Genomic DNA, 22,829 nt, shown 5'->3' on the forward strand with positions numbered 1-22,829 from the left:
TGCCGCAGGTCGCGCGCTGGTCCGGGGACCCGGTGTCGGGAATCGGCAACAGTGGCACACTTCGCTCGTGAACGCGACGGAGGCAGTCGCCCGGCTCTCGGAGGTCGTGGATTCTCTCGCGGCGCAGGGCTTCGACACCCGACCGCTGGTGGTCGATTCGCCCGCTTCGCCAGGCGAGGTCGATGCGGTAGAGGGGTCAACTGGGGTGCAAGCTGCCGACGTCGTTGTGGCACTGCCTGACGACCGTCGTCAGCCGGATGGAGGTGCCCGCTTCTGCCGCTGCTCGCGCGACGTCGCCGGCCGGTGGGGATCGGTCGGCGCAGCGTCGATCAGTCAAGGAATCGAGCGGCAGTGCCGGCCGGGGGCGCCGAAATTCGCGAACATTGACACTCGCTAGATCTCGGTGGCGTCTAAACTCGCCGACATCGGTCGCCGTGAGTCGCGAATGACCACACGGGTTCACGGTGACCGCGCCCGGTCACAGCACTTGGGATGCCGAAGGCACCAGCTTGTTTGAACTGGCCAACCGGCAGCCGACCGGCGCCCAGGGAGCAGACTCGTAAGACTGTCGGCACGCCGACGGATCACCACCCACGACGCCCGACCGGTTTGGCATCGGTGATCCGCAACCCGGCAGCACAATCACGCCAGGCCCACTTGGAACCGCTACGTCCCCGGGCCGGCCGACAGGTCGAAGTAGGGCAGCAGTCCTCGAAGGCCCCGATCACCCACCGTCCGCGACGCGGAGCGGCTGACGGGTCGCGGGCCGTGGCCCGGTCAGGGGGATCGCGGTAGATGACGTGGCTGTCCATTATTGGTGCCATGACGTCAGTAGGCGGCCAGCGGGTGAGGGATGCGGACGGTCGAGCGCACAGTCCTGTCGAGCAGCGACTGATTGAGTCCGTCGCCTGCGGCGAGGTGCTCGATCTGGCCGGTGACGGGCCGGTCGACGAGGCAGCGATGCGGGCCTGGGGCGATGAGCGGACGGTCTCGGCTTCGGTCATCCGTGAGCTCGTCCGCGGCCGTCTGGTCAGCGAACCCGACCCACACGGCCTGCGGCTACGCGGAGCCCGGATCGCCGGTCAGATCGATTTGGAGAACATCACCAGTGACCTGGCGCTGGAGCTGCGCGACTGTTTACTGCCCAGCGGCTTGAATCTCCGCAAGGCCCAACTGTTGGCGGTTGCCTTGACCGGGTGCCGAATCGAGCAAGCGGCAGATTCGGACGACGCGCCAGTCGACGCCACACGCTTTGCCGCGCGGGTGCTCTCGCTCGAAAGGAGCACCGCCACCTGCGCCAGCGAGCAAGGCACGATCCGGCTGCTCGCTGCCCACATCGGCACATTGGACTGCAGCGGAGCGCGGCTGGAGAACACCACCGGACCCGCCCTCGACGCCGACGGCCTCCAGGTCGACCAAAGCGTGTTCCTGCGCGACGGGTTCACCGCCACCAGCGCCAGCGAGCGAGGCACGATCCGGCTACTCGGTGCCCACCTCGGCGGCCAACTGAACTGCAGCGGAGCGCGGCTGGAGAACACCACCGGACCCGCCCTCAACGCCGACCACCTCCAAGTCGACCAGGACGTGTTCCTGCACAACGGGTTCACCGCCACCAGCGCCAGCGAGCAGGGCACGATCCGGCTACTCGGTGCCCACCTCGGCGTCCTGTACTGCAGCGGGGCGCGGCTGGAGAACACCACCGGACCCGCCCTCGAAGCCGACCAGCTCCAGGTCGACCGGGACGTGGCCCTGGTCGGCGGGTTCACCGCCACCAGCGCCAGCGAGCTGGGCACGATCCAGCTGCTCGGTGCCCACATCGGCGGCGTCCTGTACTGCAGCGGGGCGCGGCTGGAGAACACCACCGGACCCGCCCTCAACACCGACGGCCTCCGGGTCGACCAGGACGTGCTCCTGGACGACGGCTTCACCGCCACCAGCGCAGATGGCCAGGCGGTGCTGGTGTTCACCGGTGCGCGGATTGGCGGGACTTTCCGCCTCGACACCGACCGAGCGACGCACACCGCACCGGACCAGGGATCGCTGATCGAGTTGGACGGCCTCACCTACAGCGGGCTGCCGCAGCCAGCGTCACTGCGGCGCTGGCTGACCCTGCTGCGCGAGCACACCCCCGGCTACGCCGCCCAGCCCTACCAGCACCTCGCCGCCGCTTACCGCGCCGCCGGCCACGACCGCGACGCCCGCACCATTCTCATCGCCCAACGCCGCGACCAAATCCAGCGCGCCGGACTGGCCGGGTCCGAACGCGCCTGGGGTCGCCTCACCGGCATCACCCTCGGCTACGGCTACCAGCCCTGGCGTACCCTGCTCTTGCTCCTCGCCACGCTTGCGACGGCAGTCACCCTCAGCGTCATCGGCGGCCACCACGGCGGCCTCGCCCAAAAGCCGACGATCACCGGAGCAGTCGCAGCCACCGCCTGCACCACCATCGACCAGATCGGCGTGGGCCTCGACCTCGGTACCCCACTGATCAACACCGGCGCCCGCGAGCGCTGCCAACCCACCAACGCCCCCGTCGGCCAAACCCTCACCATCGCCGGCTGGTTCCTGCAACTGCTCGCCTGGACCTTCGCCACCCTCTTCATCGCCGGTTTCACCAGCGCAGTCCGCAAAACCTGACCCATGTCACGTTGAGCCACCAACGCCAAGGGAACTCGCTCCGATCAAATACGCGCTACTGCCAGTCAAGCGCCGCGCACACTTTCGGCGGTAGCACCAGCCCAAGGTCAACAAACTTTGCTCGGCGCAGCGACCATCGCCAGCGGGATCGCGATCATCGGCTTCGGCGCCGTCGGCCTGCACCACGTCGGTGTTGTCACGCGTGTACGGCAGCGGTTCACCGCCCTGACCCAGAACCACCGTCCCAGCCCACCCGAGAATCACCAGCCCCAACGACGCACCGTAACCGCGCCGCCCCAGAGCAGGAGCACTCGCACCACACGAATACGGACTCCTGCCAGTCGCTTGGGCGGCCAGGGAGCTCCGAAGCGGAGGTGCGGGCGTTCGTCCCGTGACTCAACGTCGGCGAGGATCCCGTGACCGGCAGCCTCCACGCCAGTCTGGCGCAGTGGCTGGCCGGGTCGAGGCAGCCGGCGCCGTACGTCGCCAGCCAGGGGACCGTCCTCGGACGCGCCGACTGGGGTGCACATCAAACCTGGAGGACGACCAGGTGTCGGTGGGCGACGCTCCCGCGCACGATCGCGCGCGAGAGCGTCGCCCTCTGATATTCGCGTTGCGTCGCGGGCCTCGAGCGCCTTAGCGTTGCTTTCCTCATGTGCAGGGCGGACGTGCCGTGTCTGCGGCTATGAGTCAGCAGATCGGAGATGCGGAGCGGGATGACTACTCACCTTTTTGCACTCTGCTTCGATGCGAACGACCCGCTCCGTCTCGCGCGCTTCTGGGCCGGCGTCCTGGGCTGGGAGATGGCCGACGATCCCCACGACGGCATCGCCCTCCTGCCGAGCGATGACACCGGGTTCCGGATCCGATTTTTCTCGACCCAGGAGCAGAAGGCCGGCCAGAACCAGATGCACTTCGATCTGACGAGCACGTCCCTCGAGGACCAGCAGCAGACGGTGGCGACGTCGCTCGGACTCGGCGCCCAGCACATCGACATCGGTCAACGCCCGGAGGAGGGTCATGTGGTGCTCGCCGACCCCGAAGGCAATGAGTTCTGCGTCATCGAGCCGGGCAACAACTTCCTTGCCGACTGCGGATTCATCGGAGCGCTTGCGTGCGACGGTTCGCAGGAGGTCGGGTACTTCTGGAGCGAAGCGCTGGGCTGGCCCTTGGTCTGGGACCAGGACCAGGAGACCGCGATCCGCTCGCCGCGCGGCGGGCCGAAGATCACGTGGGGCGGTCCGCCACTGATGCCGACGACAGGGAAGAACCGGCTGCATTTCGACCTCGCTCCACCTGTCGACGGTGATCAGCAAGCGGAGGTCGACCGTCTCGTCTCCCTCGGGGCGACTCGAATCGACATCGGCCAGGACGAGGTCAGCTGGGTGGTGATGGCCGATCCCGATGGCAATGAGTTCTGTGTCTTGACCCCCCGATAGCGCGACCAGGTTCGGGTGGGCGGCGACCCTGCAGATCGCGATCATCGGCTAGCAGAGAGCCACCGGGCGTGAGTCCCCGCCAAGGTCGTTCGGCTCGCTCGCGTTCCTGAAATCGTCAGACCGTCCGGATCTGCCGCAGAGCGCGCGGGACCCGCGACCTTGCCGCGGCTGGCGCAGACGGCGATCGAGCAGCCTTTGGCAGGCTCCGCCTGCGGCATCGGGCGAGTGCTACCTCGACCTACTGATCGGCCCTGCTCAAATCTGGGCTCAACGAATCGGTGCCGTCATCAAGGTCGCCGACGAGCGAGTCCGGGGCACGCATGCGCCACGCGTCGGTGACGAGCTCCTTCAGGCGATCGACGTTCACCTGCGCCAGCCGCAGCATGACCAGGGGCAGCCCGTCGTACGCGGGCGTGGTGAAGAAAACCTTGGGCTCGCCGAGGAGTAACGCCTGCTTCTCCGCTTCGTCGCCGACGTACAGCACCGCGATATCGGTCCGGATGAGGCGCGACGTACCGGGTCTGCGTTCGGGGTAGGACCAGACGAACCCTTTGTCGGCGACCCGGAAGTCGAAGCCGTCACTGTCGATCTCGACCACGTGAGGCAGCGCCAGTGCCAGGTGACGGACATCGTCGGCGTCAGCCATCGAGGTTGCTCCAGGACACCGCCTCCTGCATACGCACAGGCTAACCGCTACGCCGAACGCGATCCTCGCCGGCCTGCAGGACCCGACAGCGAGGCGACCCGCCGGTGGCGGCAGAACCACCTGCGGACCGTGCAAAATCAATAGCAACAAGTAGCCGCTGGTCGCGCGCTGGAGGCTCAGGTAGTGGCGCACATCCGAAACTGTCGATGACAGCGCCTTCGTCAAGTGCTGCGGCAGGTCCGTCGGGTGCATCTTGGATGACACTGAGGAGACACCTGTTCGGGATCTCGATCCGGTCTATTTCGCGTGACGGATTGAGCGGACTCGTTGACCCGGCTGGGCCGCATCCGCTTCGGTGTGCTGGGCGGTCAGCCGGAACGGGGGCAGTGCCATGCATTCTTCTACGGCGCCAGTAGATTCGGCGCAGCCTCGGCCGGCGCGGGGATGGCGAACGGTCGCGGTGGTGGGCGTGGCGATCGTCGTGTTGGTGGCGGCGGGGATGGTGGCGTGGCGCGCGGCGGCTCAGCGGCAGGGGTCTGTGCCTCCCGCGGCCGCAGGGGTCGAGGAGGTGTTCACCAATCTGCCGCCTCAGCTGCGGCCGCCAGCCAAGGTGGCGGACCTGCCGAGTGAACGCGGGGTGGGCCGGGGCGCGCTGATGTACCACCTGGAGGCCGACGTGGGCAGCTACGACCCCGCTACCCGAACGTTCGACCAGAACGATGTCTATCTGGTGACCCGGTCGGGTGAGCATTTCCGCGTCGGGCGCACGCCCGCGAGTCCTGGGCCTCTGAACCTGTCACTGTCGCCTGATGGGCGCTGGCTGGCCGCCAAACGGAACGGTCAATGGCGGGTGAGGGACCTCTCGGGCACGGCGGAGTACGAGGTGGCGAACGGGTACGAGCTGTGGCTGTGGTCCACGGACGCCCGCTCGTTGCTGCTGGCCAAACCGGGCGTGGACGGCCGGACCTTCGGGCCATGGCACTGCCGGGTGGCGGGGTGCGGCCGCTCGGCGTGCGTACCCCCAACGTCGCCACCGAGGTGGCCTTCATCGGCGGTAGGGAGCTTGCGGTGTTCGATTCGAATCCACTGATCGGTCCGTCCGGGTTGCAGGAGCTGAGCATCACGCTGAGGGACGTAGTTACGGGCGCGTCCCGGAAGCTGCCAGTGGTCGTACCCGGCCAGCCGGGGCCGGGTGAGGTGGCAGGTCCGATCGTTGCGCTGTGGCACGCGGGCGGGAGCCCGCCGAGTATCTGGGTGGAGGTTGGCCGCCCCGATCTGCCGCCCACCGGCAGCCCGGAGGGGATGCTGGTGGCGCCGTCCGTGGCGCTGCTGGGCGTCGACGTGACCTCGGGTGCCGCCACCGCCAGGATCGAGATGCCTTCTATCGGTGCGGATGGGCCGCAGCTCTGTCGAGGCGTGGTGGCCGACGGCGTCGTCCTGCAGCGCTGGACCGCGACCAACACCGAGCTGATCGTCGTCGACCCGCGCCGCAACATCCGCCGCGTCGTGACGACGCTCCCCGAGTCGGTGACCGTACTCGCCCCCGGCGCCAGGGCGTAGCCAACGTTGCGCACAGGGCAGCCACCCGAGAACTGCTGGCCATCGAACCCGTTCCTGGCCTGCCGAACCCCGAACTGGTGAGGCACGCGCATCCGCCGGCCCCGGCCACCGCATGGCTGGCTCCGACAGGCAGACTTGATCTTCAAGTGGATCGCAGTAGTTGAGCGACGGTCATACCGTTTGATGGCCGTTATGGGCTGGTCAGGGTGGTGTCACCAGGTGTCGGGGTGGTCGAGGTCGCGAGCCGGCCGGTACCCGCTGAGGACCGCCAGGCCTTCCGACTCGGTGTAGCCGTTCCCCCAACCCTTGAGGAACGCCTCGACGCCGCATGGCTTGACGAACATCTCCAGTACCTCGCTGCCCTGCCTGCGTGCCCCAGCGGCTAATGACTTCATCGGCGTCCGTCAACGCGCTCTCAAACCGCTGGTCGCGCGGTCGCGACATCCGGTAGTGGCGAGTTGACGACGTTCAATCGATTGGGTTGTGCTGGCAGTCGAAGCCGCGGTGGTCGTAAGGCGCGCCAAGCTCAGCGTTGTTCCGGGTGGTTCCTACTGACACCGCCGCCGCTGGCCGGGCGTCACCCGCAACGCGACGCGTGCGGTGCGGTGCACGACCCGCGGGGCGGCGGGATCCCGACGACGAGGCAAGAACCGAAGCCAACACCACCCCTACGACATTTCCCCAACCCCGAACAACCCGGCCAACGTTTGTGGACACGGCACTAGTGCGGTGCGCCAGAAATTCGCCTGATAAGTGGGTATGGTGGTGGGATGCCGAGGACTGGGCGTCCCACCCCGCCGCTGACGTTGACCGATGAAGAACGTGCGACATTGACCCGATGGTCGCGGCGGGCGAAGACGGCGCAGGTCCTCGCGATGCGCTCCCGGATCATTCTGGCCTGCGCCGATGGCGGCTCGAACACTGATGTGGCAACGGCACTGGGTGTTCATCTGTCCACGGTGGGGAAATGGCGTCGCCGATTTTTGAAGCTGCGGCTGGACGGACTGATCGACGAGCCGCGGCCGGGTCGTCCTCCGTCCATCGGTTTGGACCGGGTCGAAGAGGTCGTCGTCGCCACCTTGGAGCAGACGCCACGTAACGCCACCCACTGGTCGCGTACCTCCATGGCGGAGAAGTCCGGACTGTCGAAGTCCACCGTCGGACGGATCTGGCGGGACTTCGGCCTCAAGCCGCATCTGGCCGACACGTTCAAGCTCTCCACGGATCCGCAGTTCATCGAGAAGGTCGTCGACGTGGTCGGGCTCTACCACAACCCGCCCGAACGGGCCGTGGTGCTCTGCGTGGATGAGAAGTCGCAGATCCAGGCCCTGGACCGGTCCCAGCCGGTGCTGCCGATGATGCCCGGCATGCCCGAACGCCGCACCCACGACTACGCCCGCAACGGCATCACCAGCCTGTTCGCCGCGTTCAACATCGCCGACGGCACCGTCATCGGCGAACTGCACCGCCAGCACCGCGCGACCGAGTTCAAGAAGTTCCTGGCCACGATCGACAAAGCCGTGCCAGCCGATCTGGACGTGCACCTGGTCTGCGACAACTACGGCACCCACAAGACCCCCGCCGTGCGGGCGTGGCTGGCCCGCCATCCCCGCTTCCACATGCACTTCACACCGACCGGTTCCTCCTGGATCAACCAGGTCGAACGCTGGTTCGGCTACCTCACAGAGCAGAAGATCCGCCGCGGCGCCCACAAGAGCGTTCACAGCCTGGAAGCCGACATCCGCACCTGGATCGCAGACTGGAACACCAACCCCAGGCCCTTCACCTGGACCAAGACCGCCGAGGAGATTCTCGAATCACTCGCACGATTTTGTAGGCGGATTTCTAGCGCAGCACACTAGCTCCGCGAGCACCGCTTGGATCGCTGGGCTGGCATTGGCGCTGCGCCGCCACGCCGCATGTACCTCGCGCTTCGGTTGCCGCCGCAGCGGCCGGGAGACGAGCCCTTCTCCCAAGGGCGGGCGAGCAAGGCGAGGGATCAGGGCGATAACGTCGCCTGAGGCGACCAGCGACAGCTGGGTGGCGAAATCGTCAACCAGATGGCGCACGTCGGGGTCTTCGGGCACGTCTGCGAACAGTCGTCGGAACCACTGGTGGCACACCGAGCCAGGCGGGCTGGTCACCCACGCGTGGCCGGCAAGGTCGGCGCCGGCGAGTGGCGGGTCGAGCCGTGCGAGCGGATGCGTCCGATTCATGACGACGTCGCCGACGTCGGTGTGCATATGGCGCTGGGTCAGGGACGATGGCAGCGGGACTGGCAGCCCGTCGGCGTCGTGGACGAGGGCAAGGTCGGCTGTACCGGCGTCGACGCTGTGGAGGGCTTGGTCGGGGTCCTGCTCGGTGATGTGCACGCGTAGGTCCGGGCAGCGCGTCGACAGTCGCAGAATGGTGGGCGCGAGCAGCCCGCGGATAGCAGTCGAGAAGGCGACCACGCGCAGTATGCCGCGCGGCGCGCCATCCGAGACTGACTGGGCCGCTTCGACGCAGCGCTCCAGCGCCTGGAACACTTCGGGCGCTGAGTCGACGATGGCCTGCCCGGCCGGAGTGAGCACGACCCCGCGTCCCGCCGGCGCGAGCACGGGCACACCGACCTGGCGTTCCAGCCTCTTGATCTGCTGCGACACCGCCGAGGCCGTGAACCCGAGCTCATCGGCCGCCCGCGCCAGCGTCCCGAGAGCAGCCACCGCCCGCAACGCCCGCAAGGCCCCGACATCAATCATGAAGACAGGCTACGCAATATTGGCAAGAAAGCATCGCTGGACCACACTGATCGGGCCGAGGCAGGATCGAACCATGACCGACCCGCAGCACCCTGCTGACCTACTCTTCGGCTCCAACCTTGTCGCCATGGTGACCCCGATGCACCCCGACGGCACGATCAGCGAACCTGGGCTCGCTAACCTCGTCGACCACCTGCTGACCACAGGGTGCGATGGCATCGTCGTTGGCGGGACCACCGGTGAGTCGCCCACCCTGACCGAAGCCGAGGCAGCCCGGCTCGTCCGTGCCGTGGCGGCCCAGTCGAAGAACCAAGCTCGGGTGGTCGCCGGTATCGGCACCTACGACACGGCCGTCAGCATTCATCGGGCACGCGAAGCCGAGGCTGCTGGGGCGGATGCGCTGCTGCTCGTCTGCCCCTACTACTCCAAGCCGACTCAGGCCGGGGTGGTGGCCCATTGCGTGGCGGTGGCCGACGCCACCGAGCTACCCGTGATGCTCTACGACGTCCCCGCACGCACGGGCATCGCAATGGAGGCGCCCACGCTGATAGAACTCGCCGGCCACCCCCGGATCCGAGCGGTCAAGGACGCCAAGGGCGACCTGTTCGAAGCGATGTCCGTCATGGCCCGCACGTCGCTGGCCTACTACTGCGGCATCGATGAACTCAACTTGCCCTACCTCGCGTGCGGCGCCACCGGTGTGCTCAGCGTCGTGGGCAATGTCGTCGCCGACCGCAACGCCGAGCTCATACGAGCGGTCCGCAGCGGCGACCTCGACTCGGCGAAGGCGATCCAAGGTTCGCTGATTCCCTTGGTGGACGCCATCATGCGCACATCCCAAGGGGCCATAATGGCAAAGGCCGCTCTGGCCGACCTCGGGATCATCCCGCACGCGACGGTGCGCCTTCCGCTGCTCGAGCCGCCGCCGCCTCACCTCCGGCGGCTGACGGATGCTCTGGCAACCATCGCCGTGCCTGTCTGACCGAACCTCCGCCAAGGGGCGGGTCAGGATGCGCGACGACATTCGACACCTAGAGCCAAGCGCCCGCTACTGCCGCTGATGGTGAGCGCAACCCCGCCCGTCAGCGCTCATCACCGTCTGTATGCCAGCCGCAGTCCATCGCAGAATCTCCGGACACGTGCCGAGTTGAGGATGCTCGTCTCCAAGGCCGCAGGTAGGTTCCGCCGCGAGGGCGAAGAACCGTTCGGGACGCCGATCGGCTGACGGGCGGAACCGATGACGGTCCAGGGCTTGTGGGCTCCACACCTCAGTCACCCAGGTAGAGAACGGCCGTCTTCGCGGCGTTCGGGGTCACCTCATACAAGGGTCAGATGAACGTCAGCATCGGAGGTGGGACGAAAAGCGGCGGTGTCGGCAGCGGATCAGCGAGACGCCGGGGGTCTCTGGCGCTGTACATGGGGGCGCAGCTCGTCCGCGCTGCCGAGGATCCCCTAACCTGCGGTTCTTCGTTTCGGCAGCTCAGAGGCGGTACAGCGTTCCGCTTCACGTACAAGGCGTACTTGGCGCGGCGGGATTAGACGTGCGTGATCACGCCCTTGCCGTACGAGGAGAGGGTCTTGTCCTTGTCGTCATGCATGAGGTAGAGGGCGAAGTTGTGGACCCCGATCTCCTTGAGCTCCTGCAGCCGGTCGACATGGGCTGACTCGGGGCCGACAAGGCAGAACCGGTCGACGATCTCATCGGGCACAAAGTTTGTGGACGGATTGCCGGCGCGGCCGTGGTGTGCGTAGTCGTAGCCGTCGCGGCCGCTGATGTAATCGGTCAGCGCCTTTGGCACCACCCCGGAGTCGCCGTAGCGGGCGACCAGATCGGCCACGTGGTTGCCGACCATGCCGCCGAACCAGCGCAGCTGATCCCGTTGGTGCGCGAGGTTCGTTCCCACGTAGGCGGGTGCGGCCACGCACATCGTGATCGAGTCGGGATCTCGGCCTGCGGCGGTGGCCGCGTCCCGTACCGAGCCGATCGTCCAACGGGCGATGTCGGGATCGGCCGTCTGCAGGATGAAGCCGTCGGCCTGCTCGCCGACCAGCCGCAGCGCTTTCGGGCCGTAGGCGGCCATCCAGATCTCCAGCTTGCCGTCACGCACCCACGGGATGCGGACCGCCGTGCCGTGGTGCTCGACCTCGTGGCCCTCGGCAAGTCCTTTGATCACGCGCATCGCCTGCTTGAGGGTGGCCAGGCTCGCCGGCGGCTGGCCGATGACCCGTCGGGCCGAGTCGCCGCGGCCGATCCCGCACACCGTACGGTTGCCGAACATGTCGTTGAGGGTGGCGAAGAGCGACGCGGTGACCGACCAGTCGCGGGTGCTCGGGTTGGTCACCATCGGCCCGACGATCAGGTGCCTGGTCGCTGCGAGCACCTGCGAGTAGATGACGAACGGCTCCTGCCACAGCACGCAGGAGTCGAACGTCCACCCGTAGCGGAACCCGTTGTCCTCGGCGGCGGTGAGGCCCGCCACGACGTCGCGAGCGGGCGGGTCGGTCTGGAGTACGACGCCGAAGTCCACGGTTTCTCCTTGTCAGATCAGGTATTGACTGAGTTCGCGCTTCAGGAACGTGCCGTGCCCGGCCGCGCCGTGGAAGGCGTTGTCGTCGACGACGACCCGACCACGGGACAGCACGGTGGAAACCTTCCCGGTCAGCTCCATGCCCTCGTAGGCGGAATAGTCCACGTTCATGTGGTGCGTGCTGGCGGAGATGGTTTGCCGGGCCGTCGGGTCGTACACCGTGATGTCCGCGTCCGCGCCAGGGGCGATGACGCCCTTGCGCGGGTAGAGGCCGAACATCCTGGCGGGCGTGGTCGAGCTGATCTCCACCCAGCGCGGCAGGGTGATCTCGCCTTTCACGACGCCCTGATAGAGCAGGTCCATCCGGTGCTCGACACCCGGCATCCCGTTCGGAATCTTGGAGAAGTCTCCGCGGCCCAGCTCCTTCTGGTCCTTGAAGCAGAAGGGGCAGTGGTCGGTGGACACCAGCGACAGGTCGTTGGTGCGCAGGCCCCGCCACAGTTCCGCCTGGTGCTCCTTCGGGCGTAGCGGGGGAGAGGCGACGTACTTCGCGCCCTCGAAGTCGGGCTTGGCCAGATCGTCCAAGGACAGGAAGAGGTACTGCGGGCAGGTTTCGGCGAACACGTTCTGCCCGGTGTCGCGGGCCTGGGTGACCGCGTCCAGGGCGTGCGCGGCGGACAGGTGGACGATGTACAGCGGGGCGCCGGTGACCTTGGCCAGGGCGATCGCCCGCGAGGTGGCCTCGCCTTCCAGTTCGGGCGGCCGGGTCAGGCCGTGCTGTACGGGGTCGGTGCGCTGGCTCGCGAGTGCCTGCGCGACGAGTTGGTCGATGGCGATGCCGTTCTCCGCGTGCATCATGATCATCGAGCCGGTGTCCCGGGCCTTCTGCATCGCCCGCAGGATCTCCCCGTCGGTGGCGTAGAAGACACCCGGATAGGCCATGAACATCTTGAACGTGTTGACGCCCGCGTCGATGCAGGACTCCATCTCCTTGAGCGACGTGTCGTTGACGTCCGAGACGATCATGTGGAACGCGTAGTCGATCGCGCAGTTGCCGTCGGCCTTGCTGTGCCATTTGTCCAGCGCGGACAGCAGGGACGTTCCTTTGGCCTGGACGGCGAAGTCGACGATGGTCGTCGTGCCGCCCCAGGCTGCCGCGATCGTGCCGGTCTCGAACGTGTCCGCCGAGAACGTGCCGCCGAACGGCATCTCCATGTGGGTGTGGCCGTCGATGCCGCCCGGCACCACGTACTTCCCGGCGGCGTCGATCACGTGCTCGGCGCCGGACGCCCACCGCTCAGACAGACCTGAGTCCGGCGCGGCGAGCGCGGCGATCCGCTCGCCCTCCACCAGCACGTCCGCCGGGTACGCCCCGGTGGCGTTGACGACTGTTCCGTTCCGGATGACGATGCTCATGGCTTCACCAGGGATTCGTACGTGTCGGGCCGGCGGTCGCGGTAGAACGCCCACAGGTCGCGGACCTCGGCCAGCTTGTCCATGTCAAGGTCGCGGACGACGACCTCTTCCTCCGTGTCCGACGCGGCGTCGCCGATCATCTGCCCGCGCGGGTCGACGAAGTACGACTGACCGTAGAAGTCGTTGTCGCCCAACGGCTCCACCCCGACGCGGTTGATCGTGCCGACGTAGTACTCGTTGGCGACCGCGGCGGCGGGCTGCTCGAGCCGCCAGAGGTACTCGGACAGGCCGCGGCTCGTGGCGGAGGGGTTGAAGACGATCTTGGCGCCGGCCAACCCAAGTGCCCGCCAGCCCTCGGGGAAGTGCCGCTCGTAGCAGATGTAGACGCCGATGCGGCCCACCGCGGTGTCGAACACCGGGTAGCCGAGGTTTCCCGGCCTGAAGTAGAACTTCTCCCAGAACCCCTTCACCTGCGGAATGTGGTTCTTGCGGTGCTTACCCAGGTAGGTACCGTCGGCATCGATCACGGCGGCGGTGTTGTAGTAGACGCCCGGTTGTTCCTGCTCGTACATCGGCACGATCAGCACCACGCCGTGCTGCTCGGCGACCTCGCGCATCAGCGCGGTCGTCGGTCCGTCCGGGATCGCCTCGGTGTACGAGTAGTAGTCGGCGTCCTGGATCTGGCAGAAGTACGGGCCGTAGAACAGCTCCTGCAGGCAGACGACCTGTGCGCCCTGCGACGCGGCCCTGCGGATGGCGTCGACCGCGTTGGCGATCATGGACTCCTTGTCGCCGGTCCACTTCTGCTGCACCAGCCCCGCCCGGATGATGTTGCTCATCTGCTTTCCCCCTTTGCGTGGCTGGCGCGCGGCTGCGACAACGCCAGGTAGACGACGAACCCGCCGATCAGACCGGCCACCCAGCTGTAGTCGTAGAGCGGCTTGAGGAACGGGATGAGTCCGTCCTCGGGGAACGGCCCCTTGCCGGGAGCGGAGTAGGCGCCTCCCACGGCGAGGACCGCGCCGACGGCGGTGGCGAGGACCGCTGCCCAGTTCCAGCCGCCGGAGAACCAGTACCTGCCCTCGGGGCGGTAGAGGGCGGGCAGTTGGAGGCGGGTGCGGTTGCGGACCCAGTAGCCGGCGATGAGTACGCCGGCGACGGCGCCGAGCAGGCCGCCGTAGAACCCGAGCCAGACGAAGATGTAGATGTTGGGGTCCTGCACCAGGCGCCACGGTTGGATCAGGATGCCGAGCACGCCGGCTATGAGGCCGCCGGTCCGGAAGTTGACCAGTCGGGGTGCGGCGTTGGAGAAGTCGTACGCCGGGCTGACCGTGTTCGCGGCGACGTTCACCGACAGCGTCGCGACCACGACCGTGAACAGGCCGAGCGCGACGACCAGCGGGTTCTCGAACTTGGCCGCGAGCTGGATGGGGTCCCAGATCGCCTCGCCGTAGATCACGGCCGTGCCCGAGGTGATCATGATCGACAGGAGGGCGAAGAACGACATTGTGGTGGGTAGACCGAGGATCTGGCCGTACGCCTGCTGCCGCTGGCTGCCGCCGAACCGGGTGAAATCGGGGATGTTCAGCGAGAGGGTCGCCCAGAACGCGATCATCGCCATCAGTGACGGCGCGAACAACTTCCAGAAGTCGACGCCCCAGCCCAACTTCGACGGCTGGGACAGGATCGGGCCGAGCCCACCCGCTTCGACCAGCACCCAGATCAGCAGGGCGACGGCGACCACGATGACGAACGGCGCCGCCCAGTTCTCGAAGCGCCGCAGCGTGTCCATGCCCCGCCAGATGATCGCCATCTCGATCAGCCAGAACAGGAAGAACGACGCCCACAGCGTCCACGGGTAGTCCATGACGTGCGCCGCGTCGACCCACCAGGAACCCAGCAGTTTGCCGGTGATCGCGTAGATCGCCTCGCCGCCGATCCAGGTCTGGATACCGAACCAGCCGCAGGCGATGAAGGCGCGTAGCAGGGCCACGAGGTTGGCGCCGCGCACACCGTAGAACGCGCGGGCGAAGACCGGGAACGGGACGCCGTACTTCGTGCCCGCGTGGCTGTTCAACAGCATCGGGATCAGGACGAGCAGATTACCGAGCGTGATCGTGAGGAACGCCTGCACCCAGTTCATGCCGAGCTGGATGAGCCCGGCGGCGAGCAGATAGGTGGGGATGTTGTGCGCCATCCCGATCCACAGCGCCGCGAAGTTGTACGTGGTCCAGGTGCGCTTCTCGATGGGTACGGGGGCGAGCTCTTCGTTGAAGTACGGGCTGTCGGCGATCGTGGAGAAGTCACGCAGCTCGACTCGGCCATCCGGATGGGTGATCTGTGTGCCCGGCTCGACCGCGGTGGTTTCGGCGGGGGGCAGGGGTTCAACGGCCATCGCTCACCTCGCTGTTACGCTGCCGCAACAGTGGCCGGCCAACCGGCGCGGGTGCTGCGGGTGGGGGTGGATCAGCTCGATCTTTATCTCGGAATGGTGGGTGTCCCGGACCCGCCACGGCAGCGGCAAAGTGTCCACGCTTGGCATGATCGGGGCACACTCTGTCCACGGCATGCCCGCACCGAGCTGTCAATCGGCGCGGCGGATGGATTGGGGCCTCCTGCTGGCCCCTTGACCGGTCAGGCGTCGTCGAGTTCGTGCACCAGAAGCGCGACGTACAGCGACAGCATCGACTCCGGATCCTCCAGCGACACCCCGAGCACCTGCGCGATCCGCGACAGCTGCTGGTAGTAGGCCGTACGCGACAGGTGCGCGGCGGCGGCCGCCGCCGACTTGTTCCCGCCCTGCTCGCAGAAGCAGCGCAGCAGCTCCACGAGCCGGGTGCGCTGGTTGGCGTCCCGCGCCAACAGCGGACCCAACTCGCGGTCCGCGAATGCCCGGACCCGCTCGTCGTCGCGCAACAGATGTAGGAGGCCGCGCAGGCGCACATTGTCCAGCTTGTGGTAGAGCTGGGCGCCGGGGGAGCGTAGGGCCGCCCCCGCCACGTGGGCGGCCTCGCCCAGGCTGCGGCGCACCTCGGCGACGTGGGACACCGTGGTGCCGACCGCCACCAGCACCGGACCGGACGCGGAGCGATGCACCTCCCTGGCCAACCGGCGCAGTACCGCGTCGACCCCGGCCTGCGCGGGCAGCGACAACAACGCCCGAACGCTCGTGTCGTCCACGATGCCCACCAGGGCGGGCACGGCCACCCGCCGCGCGGCCAACGCGGTCGCCTCCGCGAGGTCGCGCAACACCTCCTGGGTGGCCAGCGCAGGGGCGCGCGGCGTCACGGTCGCGGGCCGGATCGCGACCCCGACCAGCTGCCGCCGCTCGACGCCAACGCCCAGCGCGGCCGCCCGGGCGGCCAGATCCGGGGGCGGTACCGCCTGACCGAGCAGCTGCGCGAGCAGCATCCGGTGGGTCTGCCGCTCCAGACTCTCCCGATCGCGCGCCACGAGCCGATGCACCGCCAGCGCCGACGCGGCCCGCTCCGCGACCACCACGTGCCGGTGCGGCGGAGGAGCCGGCGAGAGCAGGACCAGGCGCCCCCAGTCGGCGCCCTGCGCGCCGACCATCGTGACCAACCAGCCGGCCTCCTCGTCGTAGGCGGTCCGCTCCGGCGAGGCCAGCGACCGGGACCGCTGACCCCAGTCGGCCAGCAGCTCGGTGGGACTCTGCCCGGCCGCGTCGTACGCGAGCACCTCGTGCCCCAGCGTCTCCAGCACCACCGGCAGTCCGGAAATCCTGGCCACCTCGCGCAGCACCTCGGCCGGCTCCGCCCCAGCCACGGTGAGCGACGTGAACGTCTCGTGCACCTGCTCGGCAGCCCGCAGCTCGGCGAGCTGCGCATCGACGATCAACGCCACCACCGCCTCGGTGACGGACACGAACCGCGTCTCCTCCGCCAGCGTGATCAGTGGGAGCCGGTGCCGGTCGGCCGCTGCCACGAGCGCCTCTGGTAGGTGGTCACTCCACCGCCGGACCAACTCGATCACCAGTCCCGCCGCCCGGACCGCGGCCAGGTCGTCCACATACCTCGTGAGCGCCGCCGCCTCGTCCGGCAGCGCGATTCCGGTGGTCAGCACCAGTTCTCCGCCGCGGAGCAGGTGCGCGATGTCGGCGACCTCCGCCACGTGGACCCAGCGGACGCGGCCCTGCATGCCGGCCGATCCGGCCACCACCTGCGGCTTCGCGCGCCGGATCACCGGCAACGCGATGGCTTCTGCGACGGAGGGGTACATCGCTGCCTGCTTCCTACTGGTTGCTCGTTGTTGAGCGGTTCGGATGGTTCGCTCTCCGCTCGGCGATGGCCGGGCTGGAGTCCTGGACCGGCAGTCTGGTCCGGTGGCGATCGGTCCGGTCCTGCAGGATCTGCTTCACCGTGTGGTGTGGGGTGTGCAGGGCGATGTCGGGGTCGCCGGCTCGGTGCAGGATGTTGATCGCGGCGTTCACGTCGGCCTGCCACACCACCCCGCACGGAGTGCAGTGAAACCGGTCCCCGCTGCGTCGACCGAAGGCGCCGCAGCGGTGACAGGTTTGTGAGGTGTAGGCGGCGTTGACGGGCACGAGCGCAGAACCTCTGCGCTCCGACACGTTTCTTAAGGCCTCGGCGGTGACCCCTTTGGTCCACGCGGCGAGGCGTCGGTTCATGTTCTTGCCGAGCGTCTTGCGTCCGGCGAAGCGTTTGGTGAGGTCCTCGGCGATCACCGTGGCGGCCTCGTCTACGACCCGGTGCACGGCGGTGAAGATCTCAGTGCGCATCTTGGCGCGGTGGCGGGCGGCCTGCCGGTCCCGCTTGACCGTGCCGAGGTTGTTGGTTTTGATCCGGTGTGCTTTCGCGTGGTCACCGCGCAAGGCTGCGTTGTTGGCTATCGAGCGCAGCTTCGCCCGACGCCGGTTACGTTCCTTCAAACGATCCGACTCGCTGGCCAGCAGCATGCCGAGCCGTACACCGTGGGGCTGGCCGTCGGAGTCGGTGAGGGCTTCGGTGTAGCCCTTGTCCACGCCGATCGTCCGCTGCCCGCAGGGCCGCTGCGACGACCGCATCTGCGACGCGTCGATCTGGTAGTGCACTTCCACCCGGCCGCCGCGCAGGATCAGCCGCAGCGTGCCCGTCGGGACGGCAGTCGTGGACAGCGGGATCCTGACCATCTTGCGGCGTTCGAGCCCGGGGACCGCCAGCCACAATCGGCCGCGCGCGTCGGTGATGGCGTGGTGCTTGTCGGCGCGCACGACGATCTGATTGAGCGTGTGGTTGCGGCCGCGCTTCCAGTGCTTGCGCATCTGCCGAGCCAGGAACGGGTCCCCAGCCCACTGGTCGGCCTTCAGGGCGGTGAACATCCGCTTGCGCTCGGCCGGATCGTCGGTGCGTTGGGTGACCGCCCGCCGGACCTGCACTTTGGCCCCCTCGAGGTTCGCCGCGATGTCGGCCATGGCGTCGCGGACGGTTTCCTTCCACGCGTTCGCCAGCACCCCGAACTGGAGGTGCGTGCCGTCGGCCAGCCAGCGGTCCCGCACCTGCCGGTCTGTCAGCCCGGACCCGACCCCGGCGATCGACCCGTACCGCTGCCACACCTCACTGCGCACCCGACCCAGCCGGCGGGCCTGCTCGGCCAGGGCAGCGCACTTGCCCGGATTCAGCCGCACCGAGTACGCGATCCGGGTGACCTTCACTGGTCGGCCTCCACGGTCAGGTCCGCCCCCTCAGTTCCCCCCACAGAGAGTCGCAGCCCGTCCAGCCAGCCCGAGAAGGTGCCCACGATGGCTAGGAGGAAGCTGACGGCTCGTCGTCTGTCCCTACTGCGAGATTGCACACAACGTAATGGCATTGCCCCCAGAGCGGCACAGGTTGTGCATAGCGGTTGGACAACGATTGCCGCCACACTCGCCGTACGGACGAGATAGGGAGGGCGCGATGGCGCACCGCGAGCTGCTGGCCAGACACCGGTCCGTGATGCCGAAATGGCTGGCGCTGTACTACGAGCAGCCGATCGAGATCGCCAGCGCGCAGGGCCGCCGGGTGACCGATCGCGAGGGACGGACCTACCTCGACTTCTTCGCCGGCATTCTCACCAACGCAATCGGCTACGACGTGGCCGAGATCAGCGACGCGGTCCGGTCGCAGGTCGATACCGGCGTGCTGCACTCCTCCACGCTGTACTTGATCAAGTCGCAGGTCGAGCTCGCGGAGAAGATCGCGAAACTGTCTGCCATCCCGGACGCCAAGGTGTTCTTCACCAACTCGGGCACCGAGGCGAACGAGACGGCGCTGATGCTCGCCACCCAGCACCGGCGCAGCGAGCAGGTGCTCGCACTACGCAACTCGTACCACGGCCGCGCATTCGCCACCGTCGCGATCACCGGCATCCGCGGGTGGTCGGCCAGCGCCCTCAGCCCGATCAAGGTGAGCTGGGTGCACGGCGGCTACCGCTACCGCAGCCCGTTCCGGGATCTGTCCGACGCGGACTACATCAAGGCCTGCGTGGCCGACCTGCGCGAGATCATCGAAACGACGACGGCGGGAGACGTCGCGTGCATGATCGTTGAGCCGATCCAGGGGGTCGGTGGCTTCGCCACCCCGCCGGACGGGTTGTTCGGCGAGTTCAAGAAGGTGCTCGACGAGTACGGCATCCTCCTCGTCTCCGACGAGGTGCAGACCGGCTGGGGCCGCACCGGCGAGCACTTCTGGGGGATCCAGGCGCACGACGTCGTGCCCGATGCGATCACCTTCGCCAAGGGCCTGGGCAACGGCCTCGCGATCGGCGGCGTGGTCGCCCGTCCTGACCTGATGGACTGCCTGCGGGCCAACTCCATCTCCACCTTCGGTGGCAACCCGCTCGTCACCGCCGGCGCTCTCGCCTCGCTGAACTATCTGCTGGAGCACGACCTCCAGGCCAACGCCGCGAAGCTGGGCAGCCGCCTGCTCGACGGCCTGCGCGCCGTCGCCGCGGCGCATCCCGTGGTCGGCGACGTACGCGGCAAGGGCCTGATGATCGCGCTGGAGTTCGTCGGACCCGACGGCGCGCCCAACCCGGCGGCCGCCGCCGCCCTGCTCGAGGAAACGCGTGAACGAGGGTTGCTCGTCGGCAAGGGCGGCCTGTACGGCAACGTCATCCGGCTGGCGCCGCCGATGACCCTGACCCGGGCCGAGACGGAGGAGGCGCTTGAGATCCTCACCCAGTCGATCGAGGCCGTGGCCAAGGAGGTGCAGCAGCAATGAGGACAACCCATTGGATCGGCGGCAAGCCATGGAACGGTGTCCCCGAGCGCACCGGTGACATCTATGACCCCGCCACCGGCCAGATCGCCGGACAGGTCGATTTCGCAACCGCCGCGGTCGTCGACGAGGCGGTCGCCGCCGCCCGCGAGGCATTCTCCCGATGGCGCACCGCATCCCTCGCTCGGCGCACGAGCGTGATGTTCTCCTTCCGGGAACTGCTCAACGCCCGCCGGTCCGACCTCGCCGAAATCATCACCGCCGAGCACGGCAAGGTGCTCTCCGACGCGGCGGGGGAGATCCAGCGTGCGCTGGAGAACGTCGAATTCGCCTGCGGCATCCCGCAACTGGTGAAGGGCGGGTTCAGCGAGAACGCCTCGACCCAGGTGGACGTGTACTCCATCCGCCAGCCGCTCGGCGTGGTCGGGGTGATCTCCCCCTTCAACTTCCCGGCCATGGTGCCGCTGTGGTTCGTGCCGAACGCCATCGCGTGCGGCAACACAGTGGTGCTCAAGCCGAGCGAGAAGGACCCGTCCGCGTCGAACTTCCTGGCGGAACTGTTCGCGGAGGCCGGGCTACCGGACGGTGTCCTCAACGTCGTGCACGGCGACAAGGAAGCGGTCGACCGGATTCTCGAGCATCCCAGCGTCAAGGCCATCTCGTTCGTGGGCTCCACCCCGGTTGCCCGCTACGTCTACCAGACGGGCACCCACCACGGAAAGCGGGTGCAGGCGCTCGGCGGCGCGAAGAACCACATGGTGGTACTGCCCGACGCCGACCTCGACCTCGCCGCCGACGCCGCCGTCTCGGCCGGCTTCGGCTCGGCCGGCGAGCGCTGCATGGCCATCTCCGCCGTTGTGGCCGTCGACCCCGTCGGTGACGAGCTGGTCGGCAAGATCAGCGAGCGGATCGCCGCACTGCATGTCGGCGACGGCCGCCGCCCGGGCTGCGAGATGGGGCCGCTGGTCACCGGTGCTCACCGCGACCGGGTGATGTCATACCTGGACGCTGGTCGGTCCGCGGGGGCGCAGCTGGTGGTCGACGGGCGGAGCCACCCGATCGACGGTGAGCAAGCCGGCTTCTGGCTCGGACCGACCCTCTTCGACCACGTCGGCACCGATATGTCCATCTACACCGACGAGATCTTCGGACCGGTGCTCTCGGTGCTGCGGGTGCCCAGCTACGACGCCGCCGTCGAGCTTGTGAACGCCAATCGGTACGGCAACGGCACGGCAATCTTCACCAACGACGGCGGTGCGGCCCGCCGGTACCAGAATGAGGTCGAGATTGGCATGGTCGGGGTGAACGTCGCGATCCCGGTCCCGGTGTCGTACTACTCCTTCGGGGGCTGGAAGGACTCACTGTTCGGTGACGCTCACGCGTACGGGCCGGAGGGGGTGAGCTTCTTTGTCAGATCCAAGGTGGTCACCAGTCGGTGGCTCGACCCGTCGCACGGCGGAGTGAACCTCGGCTTCCCACAGAACACCTGAGCACCGGAAGCGGAGCCGGTCTTGAACCTGCCCAGCCCAGCCGTCTGAACCCACTTCTCGGGTATGCCCATCGGCCGGGCGGCCGAGCAGGTGTACGAGGTCGTACAGCCAGTGCTCGGCCGCCCGCTCCGACTCGGGCCCGAGGTCGTACGTGGCAGGGAGCACTGCTCCCTGCTACGAGGGAACGGGCCTGCCGAGGTTCGTCAGAACCGCAGCTTGCGCAGGTAGCGGTAGCCGACCTCGGCCGTCTGCTGCGGTGTCACATCGGGGGTGTCGTTCTCGACGATGTACTCGAGCACCGAGTGCTCCTGGAAGATCCGGGCAAAATCGATCATCCCGGTGCCGAGGTCGGCCATGTCGCCGTCGGACGCGTGCCGGTCCTTGACGTGGTACTGCAGGACACGCTGCGGCGCGGAGCGGATGACGTCCAGCGCGAAGCCCTCGGGGTCGGCCACTCCATCGCCCGAGTTGATGCCGCCGGTGACGGCCCAGTAGAGGTCGACCTCCAGGTGTACGAGCTGGGGATCGAGCTCCTCGGTCAGCACGTCCCAGGGGCGCCTGCCACCGCCGAGGTCGATGGTGAACTCGTGGGCGTGGTTGTGGTAGCCGTAGCGCAGGCCGGCAGCGGCCGCCGCCGCGGCCTCGACGTTCATCTGTTCCGCCCAGCGCTTCCAGTCGTCCTCGCGGTCGGAGTTCAGGTACGGCACCACCATGAACGACTGGCCCAGGGTGACCGCGTTCTGGATCTTCTCCTCCAGCCCGGCGGCGTCACCGCTGATCCCGTCGTGGCTGGAGCTGGCCTTGATGCCGATGCTGTCCAGGAACTGGCGCAGCTGGGCGGCGGTACGCCCGAAGTAGCCGAGCGCCAGCTCCACCTTCGGATAGCCGATCTGGGCGAGGTGGGTGAGGGTCGCGTCGTACCCGGGCGGGCCCCACAGCGCGTCGCGTACCGTCCACAACTGAATGCTGATCAGGCCCGGGGGCACGTGGCTCCGCCCGGTGGCACGGGTGGTAGCCGCCGCACCCGTTGCGGCGATCCCCGACGACGCGAGCCCGACACCGGCGAGCGCCGCCAAGGAACCGCGCAGCAGACTCCGTCGGTCAATGACGGACTGCCGCAGCGCGGCTTCTCCGTCGAATCCGTAACACATGATGACT

19 protein-coding genes are annotated in these 22,829 nt (G+C 68.0%); 8 read left to right on the forward strand and 11 right to left on the reverse strand.

The window, feature by feature from the left end:
* The first annotated feature begins 67 nt into the window (after positions 1–67).
* Complete coding sequence (locus EV384_RS19810; protein ID WP_130335445.1) at positions 68–397, forward strand: hypothetical protein; 330 nt, start codon at positions 68–70, stop codon at positions 395–397.
* 425 nt (positions 398–822) lie between these two features.
* Positions 823–2,637, forward strand: a complete 1,815-nt coding sequence (locus EV384_RS19815) for a hypothetical protein (RefSeq protein ID WP_130335447.1) — start codon at positions 823–825, stop codon at positions 2,635–2,637.
* 6 nt (positions 2,638–2,643) lie between these two features.
* On the opposite strand, the gene EV384_RS34930 is transcribed toward EV384_RS19815, so the two are convergent.
* A complete protein-coding gene (locus EV384_RS34930; protein WP_165439992.1) occupies positions 2,644–2,910 on the reverse strand; it encodes a hypothetical protein in 267 nt (88 codons plus the stop codon).
* A gap of 443 nt (positions 2,911–3,353) precedes the next feature.
* Here EV384_RS34930 and EV384_RS19825 point away from each other — a divergent pair, with 443 nt between their 5' ends.
* Positions 3,354–4,076: a VOC family protein gene (locus EV384_RS19825; RefSeq protein WP_130335449.1), complete on the forward strand. Its 723-nt coding sequence runs from the start codon at positions 3,354–3,356 to the stop codon at positions 4,074–4,076.
* Between the two features lie 238 nt (positions 4,077–4,314).
* Here the strand turns inward: EV384_RS19825 and EV384_RS19830 are convergent, their stop codons facing one another.
* Positions 4,315–4,722, reverse strand: coding sequence for an MmcQ/YjbR family DNA-binding protein (locus tag EV384_RS19830; protein WP_130335451.1), 408 nt, complete (start codon positions 4,720–4,722; stop codon positions 4,315–4,317).
* Between the two features lie 975 nt (positions 4,723–5,697).
* Between EV384_RS19830 and EV384_RS19835 the strand changes: the two genes are divergently transcribed.
* Positions 5,698–6,282, forward strand: a complete 585-nt coding sequence (locus EV384_RS19835; protein ID WP_130335453.1) for a hypothetical protein — start codon at positions 5,698–5,700, stop codon at positions 6,280–6,282.
* Positions 6,283–6,494: 212 nt separating this feature from the next.
* Here the strand turns inward: EV384_RS19835 and EV384_RS36775 are convergent, their stop codons facing one another.
* Positions 6,495–6,626, reverse strand: a complete 132-nt coding sequence (locus EV384_RS36775; RefSeq protein WP_278045611.1) for a hypothetical protein — start codon at positions 6,624–6,626, stop codon at positions 6,495–6,497.
* Between the two features lie 426 nt (positions 6,627–7,052).
* Between EV384_RS36775 and EV384_RS19845 the strand changes: the two genes are divergently transcribed.
* On the forward strand, positions 7,053–8,144 hold the full coding sequence (locus EV384_RS19845) for an IS630 family transposase (protein WP_130328966.1): 1,092 nt from the start codon (positions 7,053–7,055) through the stop codon (positions 8,142–8,144).
* Here EV384_RS19845 and EV384_RS19850 read toward each other — a convergent pair.
* Positions 8,100–9,023, reverse strand: coding sequence for a LysR family transcriptional regulator (locus EV384_RS19850; RefSeq protein ID WP_130335457.1), 924 nt, complete (start codon positions 9,021–9,023; stop codon positions 8,100–8,102). The two genes, EV384_RS19845 and EV384_RS19850, sit on opposite strands and share 45 nt — an antisense overlap.
* Positions 9,024–9,096: 73 nt before the next feature.
* Here EV384_RS19850 and dapA point away from each other — a divergent pair, with 73 nt between their 5' ends.
* The gene (gene dapA / locus EV384_RS19855) at positions 9,097–10,005 is read left to right on the forward strand and encodes a 4-hydroxy-tetrahydrodipicolinate synthase (protein ID WP_130335458.1); all 909 of its coding nucleotides are present in this window, start codon (positions 9,097–9,099) and stop codon (positions 10,003–10,005) included.
* 553 nt (positions 10,006–10,558) lie between these two features.
* Here dapA and EV384_RS19860 read toward each other — a convergent pair.
* The 6 genes from EV384_RS19860 to EV384_RS19885 all read right to left on the reverse strand — a co-directional run bounded on the left by EV384_RS19860 (position 10,559) and on the right by EV384_RS19885 (position 18,482).
* Positions 10,559–11,551, reverse strand: coding sequence for a TIGR03842 family LLM class F420-dependent oxidoreductase (locus EV384_RS19860; RefSeq protein ID WP_130335460.1), 993 nt, complete (start codon positions 11,549–11,551; stop codon positions 10,559–10,561).
* A 12-nt stretch (positions 11,552–11,563) separates the two neighbouring features.
* Positions 11,564–12,967, reverse strand: coding sequence for a dihydropyrimidinase (gene hydA / locus EV384_RS19865; protein ID WP_130335462.1), 1,404 nt, complete (start codon positions 12,965–12,967; stop codon positions 11,564–11,566).
* Positions 12,964–13,806 (reverse strand): nitrilase-related carbon-nitrogen hydrolase, encoded by an 843-nt coding sequence (locus EV384_RS19870; protein WP_130335464.1) that lies wholly within the window; start codon positions 13,804–13,806, stop codon positions 12,964–12,966. The genes hydA and EV384_RS19870 overlap by 4 nt, the downstream gene beginning before the upstream one ends.
* Positions 13,803–15,362, reverse strand: coding sequence for an NCS1 family nucleobase:cation symporter-1 (locus EV384_RS19875; RefSeq protein WP_130335465.1), 1,560 nt, complete (start codon positions 15,360–15,362; stop codon positions 13,803–13,805). Before EV384_RS19875 ends, EV384_RS19870 begins: the two co-directional genes overlap by 4 nt.
* A gap of 239 nt (positions 15,363–15,601) precedes the next feature.
* Positions 15,602–17,206 carry a PucR family transcriptional regulator gene (locus EV384_RS19880; RefSeq protein ID WP_130335467.1) on the reverse strand — a complete coding sequence of 535 codons (1,605 nt, stop codon included), beginning with the start codon at positions 17,204–17,206 and terminating at the stop codon, positions 15,602–15,604.
* 13 nt (positions 17,207–17,219) lie between these two features.
* On the reverse strand, positions 17,220–18,482 hold the full coding sequence (locus EV384_RS19885) for an RNA-guided endonuclease TnpB family protein (RefSeq protein WP_207232381.1): 1,263 nt from the start codon (positions 18,480–18,482) through the stop codon (positions 17,220–17,222).
* A gap of 397 nt (positions 18,483–18,879) precedes the next feature.
* Between EV384_RS19885 and EV384_RS19890 the strand changes: the two genes are divergently transcribed.
* Together EV384_RS19890 and EV384_RS19895 are read left to right on the forward strand one after the other, a co-directional pair.
* Complete coding sequence (locus EV384_RS19890) at positions 18,880–20,184, forward strand: aspartate aminotransferase family protein (RefSeq protein ID WP_130335471.1); 1,305 nt, start codon at positions 18,880–18,882, stop codon at positions 20,182–20,184.
* On the forward strand, positions 20,181–21,671 hold the full coding sequence (locus tag EV384_RS19895) for a CoA-acylating methylmalonate-semialdehyde dehydrogenase (RefSeq protein WP_130335472.1): 1,491 nt from the start codon (positions 20,181–20,183) through the stop codon (positions 21,669–21,671). Before EV384_RS19890 ends, EV384_RS19895 begins: the two co-directional genes overlap by 4 nt.
* Before the next feature lie 203 nt (positions 21,672–21,874).
* On the opposite strand, the gene EV384_RS19900 is transcribed toward EV384_RS19895, so the two are convergent.
* On the reverse strand, positions 21,875–22,822 hold the full coding sequence (locus tag EV384_RS19900) for a sugar phosphate isomerase/epimerase family protein (RefSeq protein ID WP_130335474.1): 948 nt from the start codon (positions 22,820–22,822) through the stop codon (positions 21,875–21,877).
* Positions 22,823–22,829: the final 7 nt, after the last annotated feature.

This window comes from Micromonospora kangleipakensis, from assembly GCF_004217615.1.
In the GTDB taxonomy this organism is placed as follows: Bacteria; Actinomycetota; Actinomycetes; order Mycobacteriales; family Micromonosporaceae; genus Micromonospora; species Micromonospora kangleipakensis.